The organism is Streptomyces sp. NPDC048370 (assembly GCF_043200825.1).
Classification (GTDB): domain Bacteria; phylum Actinomycetota; class Actinomycetes; order Streptomycetales; family Streptomycetaceae; genus Streptomyces.
This window is the reverse complement of record NZ_JBICYI010000002.1, coordinates 243,926-264,182: the sequence shown is the minus strand read 5'-3', so window position 1 is coordinate 264,182 and position 20,257 is coordinate 243,926. Positions and strand designations below refer to the sequence as shown.

Below are 20,257 nucleotides of genomic sequence, written 5' to 3'. Positions count from 1 at the left end.
GTCGCGACCCTCATGAAGCGGGCGATCTTGCGAACGCTTGACGAGCGTCGCAATTGCGCGATAGACACGTGTCATCTCCGATGCCGCCCCCAGGGCGATCGAGGGCTCGCCCGGGCATCGGCTGTGGCTTCGAGCCTGTCCCGTCGGCGACGTCACGCGTATCCCGGCCGGCGGTCGGTCCATCCCCTGAAGTGCCGGACCTCCTTCGCCCGGACCCCTCAAGGCGACCCCATCAGCAACGTCCGGCCCTTCAGGGCCGGTTGACACCGTACGGAGTTTCCATGGCACGTCGTTCCCGTCCCCTTGTCCTGACCGCCGTGTCGGCGGCCCTCCTGCTGGCCACGGCCTGTGGTGGTTCCAGCCTCGGGAGCGGCGGTGACGACAAGCGGAGCGGGCCCGTGAAGATCGGGCTCCTCGTCCCGCAGTCGGGCATCTACAAAGCCCTGGGCGACGACATGAAGCAGGGCTTCGAGCTGTACGTCGAACAGCGCGGCGGCAAGCTCGGCGGCCGCGAGGTGCAGATCGTGATCGCCGACGAGGGGGAGACGGCCGACTCGGGCAAGGCGGCGGCCGAGAAGCTGGTCAAGCAGGACCGCGTCCTCGCCGTGAGCGGAGTGGTGAGCTCGGCCACCATCAACGGCGTCAAGGACCTGTTCGAGACCAACAGGATCCCGCTCGTCGGCTCCAACGCGTCACCGACGACGCTGACCGGGACCACGTACGTCTGGCGCACGTCGTACGTCAACGACGAACCCGGCAAGGCGCTGGGCAAGCACGTGGCGGAGAAGGCCGGCGGCCCGGTCTTCCTGATCGCCGCGGGCTACCAGGCGGGCAAGGACGAGGTGGAGGGCTTCAAGTCCACCTTCCTCCCGGCGGGCGGCAAGATCGCGGGGGAGGAGGTCTACACGCCGTTCCCGGGGACGAAGAACTTCCAGCCGTACCTCGCGCAGATCGAGCGCTCCGGCGCGAAGGCCGTCTTCTGCTTCTACGCCGGCGGCGCGGCCGTCGACTTCGTCAAGCAGTACCGGGACTTCGGACTGGCCGGAAAGATCCCGCTCTACGCGCCGGGCTTCCTCACCGAGGGCGGCGTGCTCAAGGGGCAGGGAGAGGCGGCCACCGGCATCCGTACCGCACTCAACTACAGCGCGGACCTGGACAACGCGGCCAACAAGCGGTTCGCCCCGGCGTACACGACCGTCTACGGCTCGGCCCCGACCACCTACGCGATGGCGTCGTGGGACGCGGCGCAGGTGCTCGACAAGGCGATCAAGGCGGCCGGGGACACGGTGACGCCGGAGACGGTCAACGCCGCCATCGCCAAGGTCGGGGACATCGACAGCCCGCGCGGCACCTGGCGGTTCAACGGCGCCGGCACGCCCATCCAGCCCTGGTACCTGCGCGAGGTCAGGAACGGCGCCAACACCGTCAGCTCCGAGCTCGTCAGACTGGGCGGCTGACATGTCCGGATGGTTGGACGGCAACTTCGTCAGCGTCGTCGACGGGGTCGCCTTCGGTCTGCTGCTCTTCACGATCGCGGTCGGCCTCTCCCTGGTCTTCGGCATGATGGACGTGCTCAACCTGGCTCACGGCACGCTGTACCTCGCCGGGGCCTACGTCGCCTACGCACTGTCCGACGGGAGCCTGCCGGGCCTGCTCCTCGCGCTCCTGGTCGGCGCCCTGGTCGGCACCCTGGGCGGGGCGGCGCTGACGTTCCTCACCCAGCCGCTGGCCAAGCGGGGGCACCTGGACCAGGCCGTGCTGACGCTCGGCATCACCTTCATCGTCGCCGACCTCCTCGCCGCGACGTTCGGCGGCGAGGTACTGCCCACGGACCCGCCGACAGCGCTGCGCGGGACCGTGGACCTCCTCGGCCACGCCTATCCGGTGTACCGGCTCGTGTTCATCGGCGTCGCGGCCGCCCTGGCGGCCGTCGTGTACCTCGTCTTCGAACGCAGCTCCCTCGGAGCGTTGGTGCGGGCCACCGTCGCCGACCGGGACATGGTCCGCGCACTCGGAGTCGACATCCGCAAGGTCCTGTACGGAGTCTTCGCGGCCGGTGCGGCGCTTGCCGCGGTCGGCGGTGTGCTCGGGGCGCCGATCCTGGGCCCCGGGCCGGGAGTCGACGAGACCGTCCTCGTGCTCTCGCTGGTCGTCGTGGTCGTCGGTGGTCTCGGCTCCGTGCGCGGGGCGCTCGTCGGCGCGCTGCTCATCGGCCAGGTCCAGACGCTGGGCGTGGCGCTGCTCCCCGAGTACGCGCCCTTCCTCCTCTTCGGCACCATGCTGGTCGTCCTCGTCGTCCGCCCGCACGGCCTGGTCACGTCGGCGGTGCGCGCATGAGCCCCTCCCGTACCACCGCGCGGCGCCTTTCGGCGACCGTCGTCGCCGTCGCTCTCGCGGCGGCCCCCTTCTTCCTCGGCTCGTACGCGGTCGGCACCCTGTCCCGGATCCTGGTGTTCGCCCTGCTCGCGATCAGCGTCAACCTGCTCACGGGCCTGACCGGACTGCCGACCCTCGGCCAGTCGGCCTACTTCGGCGTCGGCGCCTACACGGCGGCGCTCGTCGCCACGAGCCTCACCGACATCGGGATCTTCCAACTCCTCATCGCCGCAGGGGTCTCCGCCCTTGTCGCCGTGCCCACGGGCTGGCTGGCCGTACGGGCCCGGGGCGTGGTGTTCCTGATGCTGACGCTGGCCATCGGCGAGATCGCCTACAGCGCCGCCGTCAACTGGAAGTCGCTGACCAACGGCACCGACGGCGTCTCGGGCATCCCGCCCGTCGTACCGCTGCCCGGCATGCCGGCCCTGGAGCTCGACGGGCTCGTCTACTTCTACGTCCTGGCCGTGTTCCTGCTGCTCTTCGCGGCCGTCTCCCGTCTGGGCTCGACACCGTTCGCCCTCGCCCTGCGAGGCATCCGCGACAACGAGCGCCGGATGAGCGCGATCGGATACCCCACCCGCCGGTACGCCCTGACCGTCTACTGCGGCGCCGGTGCGCTGGCAGGCATCGCCGGTGCCTTGTGGGTGTCGGTGCAGCGGTTCGTCTCACCCGGCGACGCGGGGTTCGAGATCGCCGCCCTGGCGCTCCTTGCCGTCGTCATCGGCGGCTCCGGCTCCCTGTGGGGCGCATGCGCCGGAGCAGCGCTCGTCTGGCTCACCCGCGACTACCTCGGAAACCTCGAAGCCGTCGCAGGACGCGGGCCGCTCCTGCTCGGACTGTTCTTCGTCATCGCCGTGTACACCCTGCCCCAGGGGCTGGCCGGCGTACGGCTCCCGTTCAGATCGACCCGGAAGAGGGCGGCGTGACAGTCTCCGATCTCCTTGAACTACGCGGGGTGTCACGGCACTTCGGTTCCTTCCGGGCCTTGGACGACGTCGACCTCACCGTGCGTCCTGGCGCCCGGCACGCGATCATCGGCCCGAACGGCGCGGGCAAGTCGACACTGTTCGGCCTCATCTCGGGAACGCTGCCGACGACCTCCGGAACCATCCTCGTCGACGGGCGGGACGTCACCCGGCTGTCCGTGGACCGCCGGGTCGGGCTCGGTGTCACCGCGACGTTCCAGCACTCCAGTCTCTTCCTGCGCGAGACCGTGCTCGAGAACGTCCTGCTCGCCGTCCTGCGCCGGGCCGGCGCCGGACTCGGCGTGTGGCGGAAGGTGAGCGCCCGCGCAGAGGCGATCGCGCAGGCGCGCACGCTGCTCGAACGCGTGGGCCTGTCCAGCGGGTACGACGAGCAGGCGGGGGCGCTCTCCCACGGCGAACGACGGCAGTTGGAGGTCGCCGTCGCCCTGGCCACCGAACCCCGGCTGCTGTTGCTGGACGAGCCGGCCGCCGGGATGTCGCCGGCGGAGACGGCGCGACTCACGGACCTGATCGCCGCTCTGCCCGCAGAGGTGACCGTACTCCTCATCGAGCACGACCTCGACATGGTCTTCGAACTCGCCCACACGGTGACGGTCATGCACCTCGGCAGACACCTGAAGACCGGCACTCCGGACGAGGTACGCGCCTCCACGGAGGTCCAGACCGCCTACCTCGGCCCCCAGGAGGTCGCCTCGTGAAGCCGTTCCTCAGCGTGCGCGGGCTACGCTCCGGCTACGCCGGAGGCACCGTCCTCGACGGCATCGACCTCGACCTCGACGCGGGGGAGACCCTCGCGGTCCTCGGGCGCAACGGAGTCGGGAAGACCACCCTCGTCTCGACCGTCATGGGACTCCTCCGGCCCTACGAAGGCAGCGTGACCCTCGACGGCCGGGAGGTCGCCGGGGCCCGTGTCGACGTGATCGCCCGGGCCGGGGTACGGGTGGTTCCGCAGGGGCGCCGTGTCTTCGCGCCCCTGACCGTGGCCGAGCACCTGACGATCGCCTCACGGCGTCCGGCGCGCGGCCCGTGGACGAGGTCCCGCATCCTCGACCTGCTGCCCAGGTTGGGGGAGCGGCTCGGTCATCGCGGCGACCAACTCTCCGGCGGGGAACAGCAGATGCTCGCGATCGCCCGCGCCCTGCTCGGCAATCCACGACTGCTGCTGCTCGACGAGCCGTCCGACGGCCTCGCCCCGGCGATCGTCGCCCACGTGGGCGAGGTGATCCGCGAGGTGAGCGCCCAGGGCATGCCGGTGATCCTCGTCGAACAGAACCTGGGGCTCGCCTTCTCCGTCGCCCGGAACGTGGCCGTCATACAGAAGGGCCGCATCGCCCACCAAGCCGCGAGCGCCGAATTCGCCTCCCGCCCCGAGGACCGCAGGCGCCTGCTGGGCGTCGGCTGACCGAACGGCTGACGACGGGGTACGAGCCGGGGCCCCGTCGCGGGGCCCCGGCCAGGATCGGTCAGGTGATCGTCCACCGCTGCAAGGGTGAGGCGGTGTCCGCCTGTTGGGTCGCCAGGGCGCCGTTCGCCGTCGAGGCGGTCGTGAGGAGCAGGCCGCTCTTCAGCGAGGCGACGGTGTACGTTCCGTCCGCCCGCCGCGTGGCCGTCCAGCGCTGGTTGGCGCCGCCCGTGCACGTCCACTGGATCACCTTGGCACCGGGCGCGGTCGAGCCGCCGTCGACGTCGGCGCAGAGCCCCGACTCGGCGTTGACCAGCTCGTACGACCCGTCGGACTGCCGGGTGAAGCGCCAGTTCTGGTTGGCTCCGCCGTTGGTGGCGTAAGTGATCAGCTGGGTGCCGGGGGTGGTGCTGTGCCCGGGGTTGTCGAGCGCCTTGCCGCCGGTGACCAGGGTGCGGACGCCGTCGAGGGAGCCGGGCGCCTCGCCCACCGGCGTGAGCGTGAGCGTCTGCTCCGCGGCCGTACGCGCCCCGCCGACACCGCTGCCGGACGTGTCGGTCCAGGAGCGGCCGGGCGTGGTCTCGGCCGGCCGCCCGGCGACGGCGGACATGCCGATCACCAGACCGCTGTGACGATTCACCAGCCGGTACGCACCGGTCGGCGTCCCCGTGGCGGTCGTGCCCGGGACCACGAACCACTGTTGCCCGACGCTCGGACCGCCCGCCCCGACCGCGGTCACGGTCGGCCTGGTGCCCCAGGCGCGGCTGCCTGTGACGGCGGAGTCGACCCCCAGGAGCCCTCCGGTGGCGCCGTTGGCGATCCGGTAGGCGCCGTCGCCGAGCGGCGTGAAGGTCCACGATTCCAGGGCCGCTCCGGTGGGGGCGGCCAGCGACGTGGTCGCGGAGCCGCCGGAGACCTGGGCGAGGACGCGCCCGCCCCCGGACGCGATGCGATGGGTCCGGCTCGGATCGACGGGGGCGGCCGGGGCCGACGTACCGATCGAGACGTTGACGTACTCGCTCGACGAGCCGCCCGAGCAGCCGAACGAGCAGTACGAGCGGAAGTTCTTCCCCACGATCGCCGAACTCGTCCGGTTCGTGCTGTCCAGGAACCAGCGGTACCAGGAGGCGTTGGTGTGGCTGCCGGTGTCCCCGATCAACCGCCACTTCTGCTTCGACAGGTCGTCGGTGGCGTAGAACTGCTGCGGAGCCTTGCCGCTCTGGTCGACGGCCTGCGGTTGGCCGACGTACAGCCCCAGATGAGCGTTGTACGTGATGTCCATGACGAACAGCGGTGACGTCGGCGGCATCAGACCGGCCGCGACCTGCTGGCTCACGGTGCCCGCGTTGGCCGGGTCGTACTCGTCGGAGGCGGGGGTGTAGCCCGTCGTGCTGGAGGCGTCGACCGGCACCATGTTGCTCTCACGGCCGCCCACACCGGGCTCGTTCCACCCGCCGTCGTACCACTTGCGCCACGAACCGGGTGCCATCTTGCCGGAGATCGGGGCCCTGGCCACATGCGCGTGGAAGGCCTTCCAGCCGCCGCCCTTCTCCACGATCCGCGATCCGTAGAAGACGTAGAAGTATCCCGAGGCCGTGTCGACGAACAGTCGCGGGTCACCGTCGCCGTAGTGGTACGTCTGCTGCGGGAAGGCCGCCGTGTCGCCCCGCTTCGTGCTGTACGGAGACGTGAGGACATGGGACTTGATGCTCCACGTCCGCCCCTGGTCGGTGGAGACCGCGTAGTCGATCCCGTCGTAGTGGACGCCGTCACCGAAGGGCTGCGGGGTGAACTCGTTGTGCACCAGGCCGTACCAGGCGCCGGTGTCCGGGTCGACCCACACCCCCGCCAGGTCGCAGAAGTTCTTCTGGGAGTAGCCCGAACCGGCGGGCGGGACGGTGGACTCCAGGCCCGTCGGGCTGTTGTTGCACCGCCAGGTCGTGTCGTTGTTGCGGTCGTTGCCGTTCGCCGGGTTCACGGCGTCGCTGATCGCGCTCGACCGGGTGGCCGTGTCGAAGTCGGTGCCGGTGAAGAAGGTCCACTTCCGGGGCTGCGTGGCGCCGTAGAGCGCGTGCGCCTGCTGGAAGTAGAACGTGCCGTCCTTGTCGACATAGGGGGCGGCGGGCGTGTCGTCCGGGTGGGTCCAGGAACCCTTGGCGCCGACCGTCACGGTGTAGGTGGCGGCCGGAGCGGCCGCGACGGACTGAACGGGTGTGACGGGCTGGACGGGCCGTGCGGGCGGGACGAGGGGGATCGCCGAGGCGCCACCACCGCCGGTCAGGGTGAGGGTCACGGCGGCGAGCGCGGTGACCAGGAGGGATCTTCGAGCGGGCATGGTGCACTCCTCCCCGGGGCGTCGCGCGGGCCGCGGCGGCCGCCCCTCGCGGAACCGGGCGTACCGCAGCTTCCACGGCCCCGAGGACCCGTGCACATGGACGGGCGGGTGGGAGGACTTGGACTTTGGGGCGCCCGAGCGGAGGAGTGCGGGGGCCGGCAGGACGGGTCACCGCCGGGGGTCAACCGCCCAGTGAGGGCGCCGCGTTGCGCCAGACCTGCACGTCCAGGGTGATGTGGGCCGTGGTGTTCGGCTCCGGCGCCGTGCCACGGAAGGTGATCAGAGCGACGTGCCCGGTACCGCTGACCACACAGAGCCGGTCCCCGACGGCCAGGTCCCGTACCCACACGTACTTCTCGCTGCCGCTCTGCGCCAGGCAGGCCTCCGACGTCCCCGCCGCGCGGGGCGCGAGCCGTGTCAGCTGGCTCCGGCTGGTGGAGCCGGGAGCCACGACGGCGCCCGAGGAGTACACGGCGTACGTGAGGTCCTCGTCGCTGGTGCCCGTGTCGGCCTTGGACCGCACAGGCCGGTCGGCCAGGTAGAGATCGTGCTTGCCCGTCATACGGATCCCGCCGTACGTGACGGGGGCCGGCTTGCCGGGTCCCGTCGGCGTGACGGACGGGGTCGGCTTCGTCGGCGCGGTCGGTACGGCGGAGGCGCCGGGCGCGGTCGGGGTCGCCGCGGGGGCCGAGGACGGGGAGGCGCTCGCGGACGGCGAGGGCTTCGCCGACGGCAACGCGGACGGCCCTGCGGAGCCGGTCGACGGCTGCGTCGTCGCCACCGAAGGGCCCGCCGCCTGCCCCGCCCGTCCGTCCCGGTCGCCCGGGCCCCCGCCGGGGCGCAGGACGCCGGACACGAACAGGGCCCCGGTCACGGTGGCCGCCGTCAGGACCACCACGCCCGCCGCGACCAGGGCGCGACGCCCGCCCCGACGAGCGGGCGCGGGCTCCGTGCGCGCGGGGCCGGTCGGCGCGGACCACGGGGGAGCGGGTGAGTGACCGGGTGAACCCGCGAACGCCCCGACCGGGGCGTGGCCCGGAGCCTGCGACCCGACGGGCGGCGTTCCGGGGGCGCCGGGGTCACCGGCCGTGGGCGGCGTTCCGGCGAAGCCCGGAGTACCGGCCGTAGGGGGCGGACCGAAGGCACCGGCCGGCGCCGGGGCAGGGCCCCGCCCGTACCCCGCACCCGCGCCCGGACCTGCGTCCGGACCCGTACCCGCACCGCCGCCCTCCCGAGGCAGGCGCAGGGCAATCGTGTCGTCGGGGGAGAGAAGGGGAGGTGCCTCGTCCACCGCGTGACGGGCGAGCCGGCCCGCCACGGAGGCCGGGAGCCAGCCCTCGGAGCGACGCAGCCCCCCGTCCGGATCGGCGGCCGCGCACAGGCGGATGACGTCGGCCGGCGTCAACCGCTTGGCCGACTCCTTGCGCAGACAGCCCTCGACCAGTTCGGCCAGCTCCTCGGGGACGGCGCCGAGCCGGGGCTCTTCGTGCACGATCCGGTACAGGACCCCGTGCGAGGGCCCGTCACCGAAGGCACCCACGCCCGTCGCGGCGAAAGCCGCGATCTGGCCGAGCGCGAACACGTCCGCCGCCCCGGTGATCTCCCCGCCGAGCGCCTGCTCCGGCGCCATGAACGCGGGCGTGCCGACGGCGGAGCCGCTGTGGGTGAGCGCCGTGGCGTCCACCGCCCGCGCCACCCCGAAGTCGATGACCCGGGGCCCGTCGAGCGCGAGCAGCACGTTCGAGGGCTTGAGATCGCGGTGCACGATCCCGGCACGGTGGATGTCCTGCAGCGCCTCTGCCACGCCCGCCGTCAGCAGAAGGACCGTCGACAGGGGCAGCGGCCCGTGCGCCTTGACGGCCTCGGCGAGCGAGGGCCCGGCGACGTAGGCCGTCGCGAGCCAGGGAGTCGGGCCCTCGATGTCGCTGTCGAGGACCGGCGCGGTGTACACACCGTGGACGCGGCGGGCGTTCGCCACCTCCTGGCGGAACCGCTCACGGAAGTCGCCGTCGTCGGCCAGCTCCGGGCGGATCACCTTCACCGCCACCGGCCTGCCACCGGGCGTGTACGAGAGATAGACGCGTCCCATCCCGCCGGAGCCGAGCCGCGCCACCAGGCGGTACGCACCGACGGTCCGCGGGTCGTCGTCCCCCAGCGGCTGGAACGATCCCGCACTCGTCCCCGTATCCGTCCGCACGTCCCCGACTCCCGTGGTGCTCCGCAGCGTTGTCGCCCAACTGGCCGAAACCCTAGCGGTGCCCGCGCCGGTCCGGTGAGGGAGGGGCCGGGAGGGGCCGCGAACGGGACCCCTGGAACCTCTTCGACCTGGCCGTCGTCCTCGCCGCCTTCGTCCCCGCCGCGCGCGAGAACTCCACGATCCTGCGGCTGCTCCGCCTCGCCCGCGTGCTGCGCGCCGCGCGTTTCCTGCCCCAGCTGCGGATCGTCCTGGTCGCCGTCGGCCGCAGCCTGCCGGGCACGGTGAGCTTCCTGCTGGTCGGGGCGCTGCTGCTGTACGTGTACGCGATGGTCGGCTGGGTCTTCTTCGCCGCGCACGACCCGGAGCACTTCGGCTCGATCGGCCGGGCCGTCCTCACCCTCTTCCTTCTGATGACCCTCGACGGGCTCGGCGACGCGGTCCACGCGGGCCTCGAGATCTCCCGCTGGAGCTTCCTCTACTACGTCTCGTACGTCCTCATCGCCTCCTTCGTCCTCGTCAACGTGCTGATCGGCGTCGTCATCAACTCGCTGGAGGAGGCCCGCGAGATCGAGAAGGACGAGGCGGAGAAGCTGCGGGCCGAGGAGCTCGCGGCCGGGCAGGGGGACGTCTCCGACGAGGCGCGGCTGCGCGAGCGGATCGAGGCGGCCCGGCGCGCCCTGGACGACATCGAATCGGCGCTGCCGTCCTTGCCTCCGCCGCGCGCCCATGCGGCGCACAAAGACGGATCAGTGACGGAAGGGGTCTGATTCCGCACATGACGGACTCGGCCGAGCTTCGATGAAGCCCGGTCATGTCCCATGCCGTGCAGCGCTGTTCCACGTTCATGGCCATGACACCGACAGGAGTTGAGATGGGCTTGCTCGTCCCACTCCGAAGGAGTCATCGCCTTGAGAAACGTCCTTCGCCGGATCGGCGTCATCGCCGCGGGCACCGCCCTCGTCGGCGGCGCTCTGTCCGTCTCACCGGCCGCCGCAGACGACACCCTCGACGTCCAACTCCTCAGCATCACCGACTTCCACGGCTATCTGCAGCCGCCCACCGCCGGACAGGGCGGACAGATCCCCGCGGGCGGCGGCACCACGGTGACCGTCGGCGGAGCCGCCTATCTCGCCACCCATCTCGACCGGTTGCGCTCCGGGCACCCCAACTCCGTCTTCTTCTCCGCCGGTGACAACTTCGCCGGCTGGCCCTTCGAAGTGGACGCCTTCCAGGACGAGCCGACGATCGAGGTCCTCAACGAGCTGGGACTGCGCTTCACGGCCGTGGGCAACCACGAGCTGGACGTGTCGCCGAGCTTCCTCGTCGACCACATGGCGAACGGCGAGTGCTTCGGCACGGTCGGTGTGGACAGCTGCTTCACGGACTCCACCGGACGCCGCTTCCACGGCGCGGACTTCGACTTCCTCAGCGGCAACATCGTCGACGCGCGGACCGGGAACACGATCGTCGACCCGTACCGCGTCGAGTGGTTCCGGTCCGCCGACGGCAAGCGCGTCCCGGTCGGCTTCATATCCACCACCACCCAGGCCACCGTGACCGGCTCGACGTCCTACCAGCCGGGACTGCGCGCACTGGACCAGGCGACGGCGATCAACCGGTACGCCAAGGAGCTCAAGAGCCAGGGCGTCGAGGCCATCGTCCTCAACGTGCACGAGGGAGGTTCGCCTCAGAACGGCGCGGACCTGGGCTACAACGAGTGCGGCTCCGCCTACGGGCCCGTGATCGACCTGGCGAAGAAGGTCACGGCGGAGGTGGACGCCATCGTCACCGGAGACTGGCACGCGCGCTTCAACTGCATGGTGCCCGACCCGGCCGGCGTTCCCCGCCCGATCGTCGAGACGGGCAACCACGGCGCCCTGATCAACGAGATCGACCTGGCCATCGATCCGGCGACCGGCGAGGTCATCCGGGACCGCACCCGCTCCGTCAACCACGCGGTCACCCGTGACGTGGCGCCGGACCCCGAGGTCCAGAAGATCGTCGACCACTGGGCCGCGCGCGGAGCCGAGCGCTTCGCCGAACCGCTGGCGACCCAGACCGGCCCCTTCACCCGCGCGGCCAACGCGGCGGGCGAGAGCACCACGGCCGACCTGTACGCCGACGTCCAGTACTGGAACGCCAACCGCACCCGCGAGGGGAAGGCCGACCTGGCGCTGATCGCCGCGCAGCCCACCAAGGGCAGCAACGCCGTCCGCACCGACCTCCCGTACGCCAAGGGCAGCCACCCCGCCGACGCGGACGGACGCATCCTGTTCGGCGAGTCATGGAACGCCTACGGCTACGGAAACCCCGTCCTCACCGTGGGAGTGAAGGGGCGTCAGCTGGACGCGATCCTCGAACAGCAGTGGCAGAAGCAGGCCGACGGGACGGTCAGGTTCGCCCCGCTCGCCGTGTCCCGCAACGTCTCGTACAGCTTCGACCCGACGCGTCCGGTCGGCCGACGCATCGCCTTCGGGGACGTACGGATCAACGGTCTGCCGGTGCACCCCGACGGCAGCTACCGGGTGGCGGCGCTGGCCTACACGGTCGTCGGAGCCGACGGCTACGACGCCTTCGCCGGCTACACCGCGCCGGTCCGCAACGGTGCCGACCACGAGAGCTTCGTGGAGTACCTCAGGGCCCACAAGGAGATCACCCCGGCGCCCCTGAACCGGGTCCGGATCAAGGGCTGAGGCAGGACCCGAGACGGGGCTGGGGCAGGGCTGGGGCAGGGCTGGGGCAGGGCTGACGCGGACCGGACCGCCGTCGGCGCGCGCCCACGCGCGCGTGGATGGATCCTGGTAGGTAGGAAGGGACGCGCGGCGGTCCTACGTGTCCCGACGGTGCGAGGAGGCAGACCATGACACGGACGCTGGAGTGGACGGTCGGCCTGGATCTGGTCGAAGAGGACGGCAGGACCAAGGCCGAGGCGCATCTCAACACCGGTACGTCGACCCTCACCGGCCATGGCAGCGCACGCTGCAACCCGTCGGACGTGGACGTTCCGGCGATCGGCGACGAGCTCGCCGCGAGTCGGGCCATGAAGGACCTGGCCGGTCAGTTGATGCGCGAGGCCAACCGGGAGATGGAGGCCGTGGGCGCGGGGACCGTACCGCAGCGCACCGGCCCCGGATACGGCTGGCCGGAGGCGGTCTCCTGACGGGACCGCCACCGCGGACCGGGCCCGTCGGCTTCCCGCCGCCGGGCCCGGCTCCGTGTCACGCCGCGTGGCGGCGCGTGTCAGGCCCCGGGGCTCGGAGCAGCTTCCTCCTCGCTCCCGGCCCCGCCGCCGTCCGCGTTCCTGTCCGCGTCCCCGCCCGCGTCCCCGCCCTCGTCCCTGTCCGCGTCCCCGTCCTCGTCCTCGTCCTCGTACGACAGGCGGTCCACGACCTCCACGACGCCGTCGACGCTCTCGCAGAGCCGTACGAAGACCGGCGCGAGGCTCCGGCGCTCCAGCGTGCCGCTGAGCGTGACCCGGCCCTCGTCCACGTCGACATGGAGCGCGGCGGGGGAGTGGCGGAGGATCCGGATGACCACGTCCTCCAGGATCTCCTCCTGGATCGCCCGGTCGCGGCGCAGGAACAGCTGGAGCAGATCGCTCCGGCTCAGCACCCCGATGAGCTGCCCGCCCGCGTCCACCACCGGCAGCCGCTTCACACGGTGCCGCTCCATCAGCCGCGCCGCCTCCACCGCCGTCCACGACGGGCGGGCCACCACCACGGGGCTGGACATCATCGCTCCGGCGGTGCTCGGGCCGTCCTTGGCGGTGTGGCGGCGCAGCAGATCCGCCTCGGACACCACGCCGATCGGCCGGTTGGCCTCGTCGACCACCGGCACCGCGGTGATGCCGTACTCGTCGAGCAGCCGCGCGATCTCCTTGAACGGCGTCCCCGGCTGCACGGCCACCGCGGTCGGCGTCATCAGGTCGGCGACACTGCGGTTGCGCATCGTCCGTTCCGTCCCTTCTCCCGCTCCTCCGTCCATGATCCCTCACATCGAGGGGACGCCACGGACACGGAGGGGTGCGACGGGAGCGGGATGGGCTAGGGCCTTTCGTTTGGATCATGCCGGGCTCGCGGGCCCTGGCACCGCGCCTCGCCGCGTTGTCGTCGGTCGCCAACGCTCCGCGTTGACTCCCTCCTCCGCCTTGCGATCCACGGCACCAGACCCCGCTCCCTGATCCGGCCTGATCCAAACGAAAGGCCCTAGTTGAACGGGTCGAGCGTGACGTACGCCTCCCGCGGGTCGCCGTCGTGGACGAGCGATTCGTGGGCGCCGACGTCGTCGAAGGCGAAGCCGTACGCCTTGCCGTCCGCCATCTGCGCGTGGATCTTGCGCGAGTAGTGGTTGGTGACGACGTCCTGGTAGAAGCCGGCCGACGAGGTGTCCGGCTGGTTGGGGTTGGTGAGCAGGGTGGACCGGTTGTAACCCGCGCAGAGCGTACGGGAGATGGGGCCCCGCACCTGGTCGTTGGGCGCGTCGAGCCGCTTGTAGCAGCCGAACACGCTGTCGGAGTCGGGCTTCTGGAAGGAGGTGACGACGGCGCCCGCGCTGTTGGTGAAGTTCATGACGTTGCCGGAGACACGGCCGAAGTACTTCACGGACGGCTGGTTCGCGAACGGCGTCACGGTGAGCGTGGAGGAGGCGTACTTCGTCCAGACGCGGTTGATGTAGTCGTCCATCACGTTCGCCGGGAGGGCCCCGGCCTCGATGCCGTGCCCCGGTGCCAGGGCGCGCAGGACGGTCCCGTCGGACCGGGTCTGGATGAGGTTCGCCCAGCCGCCGGGCTGGCCCCGCAGCGCCGCGAGGAAGTTGCCGTACCCGCCCGGCTTGAGCCGGCCGGTGGTGGCGACGCTTCCGTCGGGACGCTTGACGCCGACCGCGTACGGGGCCGAGACCATGTCGACCTGGGTGCTGTTGATCCAGATGCCCGCGTCGTTGAGCGTGTACTCGGACCAGTTGAAGAGGATGTTCCGGTTGGGGTCGCTCGGGTTCTGGACGGCGGGCTGCACCAGGCCGCCGGTCGCCACCTTGAAGACGAGCTTCTGGCCGTAGCTGAAGTAGACGCGGCCGGAGAACTTCGGCAGGCGGATCGTCATGGACTGCCCCTGCGCGGGGCCGGCGATGGAGGCGTCCGGCGCCGGTACGGGTACGGAGCCGCCGGCCGGCCAGGGGTGGAAGGTGCCGTTCGCGTCCGCCCAGCCCTGACGGCCGGTGGAGAGCTCGGTACCGAGGTTGTAGACGTATATCTGGTCGGAGCGGCCGGAGTTGTTCTTGAACGTGAGCGGGATCGTCGCCGGCACGGCGGCGGTTCCCGTGGTGGCCGCCTGGACCGTGGGGGAGGGTCCGGCGAGGGTGACGGCGGTGCCGATCAGGGCGGCGGCGGTGACGGGGGCGAGCAGTGTGAGCCTGCGGCGACGGTGGAGGGAAGGCACGTGGGGGCTCCTCGGGGTGGGGGTACGAGGGGTGAGAGCGCTCTGAGAGCGCTCTCAGAATGGTGAGGATGTGATGACCCTGTCAATGCTTCGGACGTCCGGGATGCCGACCGTACGCGCCCCGACCGGCGGCCGGCCGGCTCACTCCAGGTCCAGGACCTCCCGCAGCGCGGCGACCGCGTGCGCCCGGTGCTCGTCGAGGCCGCGCACCACGGCCTCCTCGTCGCCGTTGCGTACCGCAGAGATGACCGCGCGGTGCTCGCGTACGGCCAGTTCCCGGTTCGGCACCTCGGTGTAGTACAGCGAGCGGTACGCGTCGGTGGCGTCCCACAGGGTGGTGATGAGGCGTACGAGCCGGGGCATCCCGGACGCCTCGATCAGGGAGAAGTGGAAGCGGCGGTTGGCGGCGGCCATCGCCGTCACGTCCCCGTCGTCCGCGGCCCGTTCCACCTCACGCTGGATCTTCTCCAGGGAGATGAGCAGCCCGTCGTCGGCGCGCCGGACGCCGAGGCGGACCGCCTCGGTCTCCAGCAACTGGCGGATCCGGTAGACCTCCTCCAGATCCGCGAGGGACAACTCGGCGACGAAGTAGCCCCGGTGGATGTGATGGACGACGAGGCCCTCGCCCTCCAGGATCTTCAGCGCCTCCCGCAGGGGCACGCGGCTGACGTCGAGCCGGGCGGCGAGCGCGTCCTGACGGATCTGCCCGCCGGGCCGCAGTTCCCCGGCGGTGATCGCGCGCCGCAGCTCCTTGAGGACGAACTGCTGGGCCGTCTGCGGCCGCCCCTTCCGCACCGCGCTGCTCATCGCCTGTGACCCTTCCGTCGTTCTGCCCGGTCCGCCCGCGCCGTCTGCTGGAGCACGGGCGCGGGTCCTGATCCGTATATCTTCCTACGGGTCGCCGGGCGCCCGTCCCAGCTCGGCGAGCAGGGCGGCGGTGTGCTCACCGAGGCGCGGGGGCGCGGCGCGGTACGAGGGCGGGGTGACGCCGAGCGTCACCGGGTTGACGACCTGGCCGGGGCCTGCCGCCTCGGCCGGGACGCGGGGCGCGAGGCCCAGACGGTCGGCCAGGTCGAAGGCGGCGGCGAGATCGTTGATGGGACCGCAGGGCACTCCGGCCGCGGTGAGCTCCTCGAACCAACTGTCGGCGGTCCGTTCGGCGAGCGGACCCGACAGGGCCGCGACCAGCTCCTCGCGGTGGGCGACACGGGCCGAGTTGGTGGCGAAGCGGGCGTCGTCCGCGAGGGCGGGCAGCCCGAGCCGCACGCAGAGGGTGCGGAACTGGCGGTCGTTGCCCACGGCGAGGACCAGCGGCCTGTCCCGGCCCTCGAACACCTCGTACGGCGCGATGCTCGGATGCCGGTTGCCCATGGCGCGCGGGACGACACCGGCGCCGAGGTGGGCGGCCGACTGGTTGGTGAGCGCGGACAGCAGGGAGGTGAGCAGGGAGACCTCGACCCGCTGGCCTTCGCCGGTACGCTCCCGGTGCCGCAGCGCGGCCAGGATCCCGAGGCCCGCGTGGAGGCCCGTGATGACGTCGACCAGCGCGACGCCCGCCTTCGTGCCCTGCCCGTCCGGCTCGCCCGTCACGCTCATCAGGCCGCCCATCGCCTGGACGAGGAGGTCGTAGCCGGGCAGGTGGGCGCCCTCGGCTCCACCGAAACCGGTCACCGAGCAGTAGACGAGCCCGGGGTTGGACGCGCGTACGTCCTCGTGACCGAGACCGAGCTTCTCCATCGTGCCGGGCCGGAAGTTCTCCACGAGCACGTCGGCACGGTCGACGATCGCCCGGGCCGTGTCCCGGTCCGCCGGGTCGGTCAGGTCGAGCGCGACGGAGCGTTTGTTCCGGTTCACCCCGAGGAAGTAGGTGGCCTCGCCTTCGGCGAAGGGCGGACCCCACGCGCGGGTGTCGTCGCCGGAGCCGGGCCGCTCGATCTTGATCACGTCGGCGCCGAGGTCGGCGAGGAGCATGGTCATGTACGGCCCGGCGAGGACGCGGCTGAAGTCGGCCACGACGATCCCGGACAGGGCGCCGGGGACGGCCGATTCCTGCTGGTCCGCGCGCATCCCGCTCTCCTCCGCCGGTGATTGGATCCAATCTGAACGTAGGCGTGGGAGATCGGATATTCAAGACTGGATCCAAAATCCGATCTCCGGCTACGCTCGGCACGCCGCATCGACGCACCAGCCTGGAGGCCTTCCGTGAAGTCGAAGTCGTCCCCCGTCCACCCCTTCGATCTGCTGGCGATCGACGGCCTGCTGACCGACGAGGAGCGGGAGATCCGCCGGACCGTCCGCACCATGGCGGACAAGGAACTCCGCCCCCACGTGGCCGGCTGGTTCGACACGGGCGCCATCCCCGCCCGCGAACTCGCCCGGCAGCTCGGCGGCATCGGCGTCCTCGGCATGCACCTGGAGGGCTACGGCTGCGCGGGCACCAACGCCGTCGCGTACGGACTGGCCTGCCTGGAGCTGGAGGCCGTCGACTCCGGTCTGCGCAGCCTCGTCTCCGTACAGGGCTCCCTCGCGATGTACGCGATCTGGAAGTACGGCTCGGAGGAGCAGAAGCAGCAGTGGCTGCCCGGGATGGCGGCCGGCGAGTACATCGGCTGCTTCGGGCTCACCGAACCGGACGCGGGATCGGATCCCGGAGCCATGCGCACCCGCGCCCGCAGGGACGGCGACGACTGGGTGCTCGACGGCACCAAGATGTGGATCACCAACGGCTCCGTCGCCGACGTCGCCGTCGTCTGGGCCCGGACCGACGAAGGCGTCCGAGGGTTCCTCGTACCCGCCGGAACCCCCGGCTTCAGCGCGCCGGAGATCAAGCAGAAGCTGTCGCTGCGGGCCAGCGTCACCAGCGAACTGGTCCTGGAGGGCGTCCGTCTGCCGGCCGACGCCATGCTGCCCGAGGCGCGCGGCCTCTCCGGCCCGCTCGGCTGTCTCAACGAGGCGCGCTTCGGCATCGTGTTCGGCGCCCTCGGCGCCGCCCGCGACTGCCTGGAGACCGCGATCGCCTACGCGGGCGACCGCATCGTCTTCGAACGGTCCCTCGCCTCCTACCAGCTGACGCAGCAGAAGCTGGCCGACATGGCGCTGGAACTCGGCAAGGGCATGCTGCTCGCCCTGCACCTGGGACGCCTCAAGGACGCGGGCGGCCTCACGCCCGAGCAGGTCAGCGTGGGCAAGCTGAACAACGTACGGGAGGCCATCGCCATCGCCCGCGAGTGCCGCACCATCCTGGGCGCGAACGGCATCACCCTCGAATACCCGGTGCTGCGCCACGCCAACAACCTGGAGTCCGTCCTCACCTACGAAGGCACCAGCGAGGTCCACTCCCTGGTCATCGGCAAGGCGCTCACGGGCGAACAGGCCTTCCGCTGACCCACACGGCTGTCGGCACGGCCGACCGGACGGCTGACGCCCCCGCGTCGCCCTAGCCGGCCGTCACCTTGGCGAGGAACGCGTCCAGGTTCCCCGTCATCCGCTCGATCCGCTGCTCCACGTCAAGCGACTCCTCCTGGCGGCCGCCCCGCAGCTTCGGCTGGCGCTTGCCGCGGACGTACAGGGAACACGCCAGGTCGGCGCAGATGTAGATGCCGACCGTGTTCCCCTCGCGTCCGCGGGCGCCGGCGAGCGGCGCCGCCAGCAGGGTCACGCCCGACGAGGCGTGTCCCGTCAGACAGACCTGGCACAGGCTCGACTTGACCGCGCTGGTACGGCTCGTCGCGGGCACCCGCAGGGTGATGCCGAGCGGGCCGTCCTCGCGGGGCACGACGACGTGGGCGCGCAGGGGCGCGCCCGGGTCGACCCAGCCGAGGAAGTCGAGGTCCTGCCAGGGGAGCTCGGCGAAGTCCAGCGGGAGCTTGAGCCTGCCGGCCTCGCCCTTCGTGCAGTTCACGAACGACGAGCGGATCTGTTTGTCGGTGAGAGGTTCCACTCGATGGACCGTACACACATCGTGCGGTCAGGGCATCCGGATTTCCCCCGGGTCCGGCCTCCTCACGCCACCCAGTCCGGCAGGTCCGGGTCCGAGAACCGCGCGGGCGCACCCGCCAGCGCCGCCGCCAGACGCTCGGCGGCCGTGTCGTAGATCTCCGGCGGCAGCGCGAAGGGGATCCGCAGCCGGTGCTCGTGCGTGCCCACGTCCACGCCGAACCGGGCTCCGCCCTCCACCCGTACACCGTGCCGCAGCGCCCGCGTCGCCAGCCCCGAGGCGATCGGACGCCCCAGGTCGACCCAGAGGCACAGACCGCCGGGCGGGAGCGTCCAGTGCCACTCCGGGACATGGCGGGCCAGCGCCGTGGCCAGCGCCTCGCGCCGCAGGCGGAGCTGCTCCGCGCGGCGCGGCAGGATCGTGTCCAGCCGGTCGAGCAACTCGACCGCCACCAGCTGGTCGAGGACCGAACCCGACAGATCGGCGGTGATGCGGACCCTCGCCAGCTCGGTGATCACCCGGGAAGCCGTCCGGACCCAGCCGACCCGCAGACCGCCCCAACAGCTCTTGCTGAGCGAGCCGACGCTGATGATCTGCTCGCTGTCGCCGGCCGCCGACGCCGCCGCGAACGGCCGTGGGGCGGGCACGTCCAGGGCCATGTCGGTGAGCGTCTCGTCGACCACCAGCCAGGTGCCGGTGGCGCGCGCCGCACGCGCCACCTCCCGGCGCTGCGCGTCCGGCATCAGCTGCCCGGTCGGATTGTGGAAGTCCGGGATCAGATAGGCGAGTCGGGGCGCCGTCTGGCGCAGCGCCGCGTCGATCAGTCCGCTGTCCCAGCCCGACTCGGTGACCGGTACGGGGGTGATGCGCAGCCGCCGGCCGCGCATGGCGTCGAGGGCGTTGGTGTACGACGGGTTCTCCGCGAGCGCCCGGTCGCCGGGGCCGCCGAGCAGCGCCAGGGCCAGGGCCAGGGCCTGCTGGGCCCCCGTGGTGACGAGGATCTGCTCGGGGAGCGTGGGAAGGCCGCGCCGCGTGTAGCGGTCGGCGATCGCGGAGCGCAGCTCCGGGAGGCCGAAGGGGTGGTAGCCCTGGGAGCGCGCGTAGCGCGGCAGCTCGGCGGAGGCGGCGGTGAGCGCCTCGGCGAGTTCGTCGGCGGGGGCCTCGGGCGCGGCGAGCGCGAGGTCGATCGCGGCGTCGGAGGGGCCGTGGAAGGCGGCCAGGCTGATCGGGGTCTGGCCGTCCGGCAGCGCGGTCCACGTGCCCGCGCCCCGGCGGCTGTGCGCGTACCCGCTCTCCCGCAGCAGGTCGTACGCCCCGGTCACGGTCGTACGGCTCACGGCGAGCGCCGAGGCCAACTCCCGCTCCGCGGGCAGTCGCATGCGCAGGGCGACCCGGCCGTCGAGCAGGGTCTCCCGGATGGCCCGTGCCAGCTCCCGGTAGCCGAACCTGCCCTCAGGAGGCCGCGTCAGGAGCGCCGCCAGTTGACGCCCCGTAAGGGTGCGGTCCGCCGTGTGGACCACGGTACGGACCACACTGCGGACCACTCGACCCTCTGCCATGCCAATCACTCCTTATTGGCTCTGCTGTCC

The 20,257-nt window shown here is 71.8% G+C and carries 16 protein-coding genes and 1 pseudogene; 9 read left to right on the top strand and 8 right to left on the bottom strand.

Features of this window, described 5'->3' with window-relative positions:
* Positions 1 to 281: 281 nt before the first annotated feature.
* The 5 genes from ACGFYP_RS05020 to ACGFYP_RS05000 are packed head-to-tail and all read left to right on the top strand — an operon-like array spanning position 282 to position 4,764.
* Positions 282 to 1,457, top strand: coding sequence for an ABC transporter substrate-binding protein (locus tag ACGFYP_RS05020; protein ID WP_393486485.1), 1,176 nt, complete (start codon positions 282 to 284; stop codon positions 1,455 to 1,457).
* A 1-nt stretch (position 1,458) separates the two neighbouring features.
* Positions 1,459 to 2,337, top strand: coding sequence for a branched-chain amino acid ABC transporter permease (locus ACGFYP_RS05015; protein WP_393486483.1), 879 nt, complete (start codon positions 1,459 to 1,461; stop codon positions 2,335 to 2,337).
* Positions 2,334 to 3,302, top strand: coding sequence for a branched-chain amino acid ABC transporter permease (locus ACGFYP_RS05010; protein WP_393486480.1), 969 nt, complete (start codon positions 2,334 to 2,336; stop codon positions 3,300 to 3,302). Before ACGFYP_RS05015 ends, ACGFYP_RS05010 begins: the two co-directional genes overlap by 4 nt.
* On the top strand, positions 3,299 to 4,060 hold the full coding sequence (locus ACGFYP_RS05005; protein ID WP_393486478.1) for an ABC transporter ATP-binding protein: 762 nt from the start codon (positions 3,299 to 3,301) through the stop codon (positions 4,058 to 4,060). The genes ACGFYP_RS05010 and ACGFYP_RS05005 overlap by 4 nt, the downstream gene beginning before the upstream one ends.
* Positions 4,057 to 4,764, top strand: coding sequence for an ABC transporter ATP-binding protein (locus ACGFYP_RS05000; RefSeq protein ID WP_393486476.1), 708 nt, complete (start codon positions 4,057 to 4,059; stop codon positions 4,762 to 4,764). Before ACGFYP_RS05005 ends, ACGFYP_RS05000 begins: the two co-directional genes overlap by 4 nt.
* Before the next feature lie 61 nt (positions 4,765 to 4,825).
* Here ACGFYP_RS05000 and ACGFYP_RS04995 read toward each other — a convergent pair whose 3' ends face one another.
* Complete coding sequence (locus ACGFYP_RS04995; protein ID WP_393486473.1) at positions 4,826 to 7,099, bottom strand: RICIN domain-containing protein; 2,274 nt, start codon at positions 7,097 to 7,099, stop codon at positions 4,826 to 4,828.
* A 181-nt stretch (positions 7,100 to 7,280) separates the two neighbouring features.
* A complete protein-coding gene (locus tag ACGFYP_RS04990) occupies positions 7,281 to 9,296 on the bottom strand; it encodes a protein kinase (RefSeq protein WP_393486471.1) in 2,016 nt (671 codons plus the stop codon).
* Positions 9,297 to 9,400: 104 nt separating this feature from the next.
* Here ACGFYP_RS04990 and ACGFYP_RS04985 point away from each other — a divergent pair.
* From ACGFYP_RS04985 to ACGFYP_RS04975, 3 genes and pseudogenes are all read left to right on the top strand, one after another.
* Positions 9,401 to 10,063: pseudogene (locus ACGFYP_RS04985) on the top strand (ion transporter); the annotation flags it as partial.
* A 141-nt stretch (positions 10,064 to 10,204) separates the two neighbouring features.
* A complete protein-coding gene (locus ACGFYP_RS04980) occupies positions 10,205 to 11,989 on the top strand; it encodes a bifunctional metallophosphatase/5'-nucleotidase (protein WP_393486469.1) in 1,785 nt (594 codons plus the stop codon).
* 167 nt (positions 11,990 to 12,156) lie between these two features.
* Positions 12,157 to 12,456: a DUF1876 domain-containing protein gene (locus tag ACGFYP_RS04975; RefSeq protein ID WP_361966282.1), complete on the top strand. Its 300-nt coding sequence runs from the start codon at positions 12,157 to 12,159 to the stop codon at positions 12,454 to 12,456.
* Positions 12,457 to 12,536: 80 nt separating this feature from the next.
* On the opposite strand, the gene ACGFYP_RS04970 is transcribed toward ACGFYP_RS04975, so the two are convergent.
* The 4 genes from ACGFYP_RS04970 to ACGFYP_RS04955 form a co-directional block, all read right to left on the bottom strand.
* Positions 12,537 to 13,244: a CBS domain-containing protein gene (locus ACGFYP_RS04970; protein WP_393486467.1), complete on the bottom strand. Its 708-nt coding sequence runs from the start codon at positions 13,242 to 13,244 to the stop codon at positions 12,537 to 12,539.
* Positions 13,245 to 13,501: 257 nt separating this feature from the next.
* Positions 13,502 to 14,731 (bottom strand): glycoside hydrolase family 64 protein, encoded by a 1,230-nt coding sequence (locus tag ACGFYP_RS04965; RefSeq protein WP_393486465.1) that lies wholly within the window; start codon positions 14,729 to 14,731, stop codon positions 13,502 to 13,504.
* A gap of 141 nt (positions 14,732 to 14,872) precedes the next feature.
* Positions 14,873 to 15,538: a GntR family transcriptional regulator gene (locus ACGFYP_RS04960; RefSeq protein WP_393486463.1), complete on the bottom strand. Its 666-nt coding sequence runs from the start codon at positions 15,536 to 15,538 to the stop codon at positions 14,873 to 14,875.
* Positions 15,539 to 15,622: 84 nt separating this feature from the next.
* The gene (locus ACGFYP_RS04955; protein WP_393486461.1) at positions 15,623 to 16,798 is read right to left on the bottom strand and encodes a CaiB/BaiF CoA transferase family protein; all 1,176 of its coding nucleotides are present in this window, start codon (positions 16,796 to 16,798) and stop codon (positions 15,623 to 15,625) included.
* A 135-nt stretch (positions 16,799 to 16,933) separates the two neighbouring features.
* Between ACGFYP_RS04955 and ACGFYP_RS04950 the strand changes: the two genes are divergently transcribed.
* Complete coding sequence (locus ACGFYP_RS04950; protein ID WP_361966292.1) at positions 16,934 to 18,115, top strand: acyl-CoA dehydrogenase family protein; 1,182 nt, start codon at positions 16,934 to 16,936, stop codon at positions 18,113 to 18,115.
* 52 nt (positions 18,116 to 18,167) lie between these two features.
* On the opposite strand, the gene ACGFYP_RS04945 is transcribed toward ACGFYP_RS04950, so the two are convergent.
* Positions 18,168 to 18,671 carry an FBP domain-containing protein gene (locus ACGFYP_RS04945; protein WP_393486458.1) on the bottom strand — a complete coding sequence of 168 codons (504 nt, stop codon included), beginning with the start codon at positions 18,669 to 18,671 and terminating at the stop codon, positions 18,168 to 18,170.
* 62 nt (positions 18,672 to 18,733) lie between these two features.
* Entirely contained in the window at positions 18,734 to 20,227 is a 1,494-nt protein-coding gene (locus ACGFYP_RS04940; RefSeq protein ID WP_393486456.1) for a PLP-dependent aminotransferase family protein, read from the bottom strand.
* Between the last annotated feature and the right edge of the window lie 30 nt (positions 20,228 to 20,257).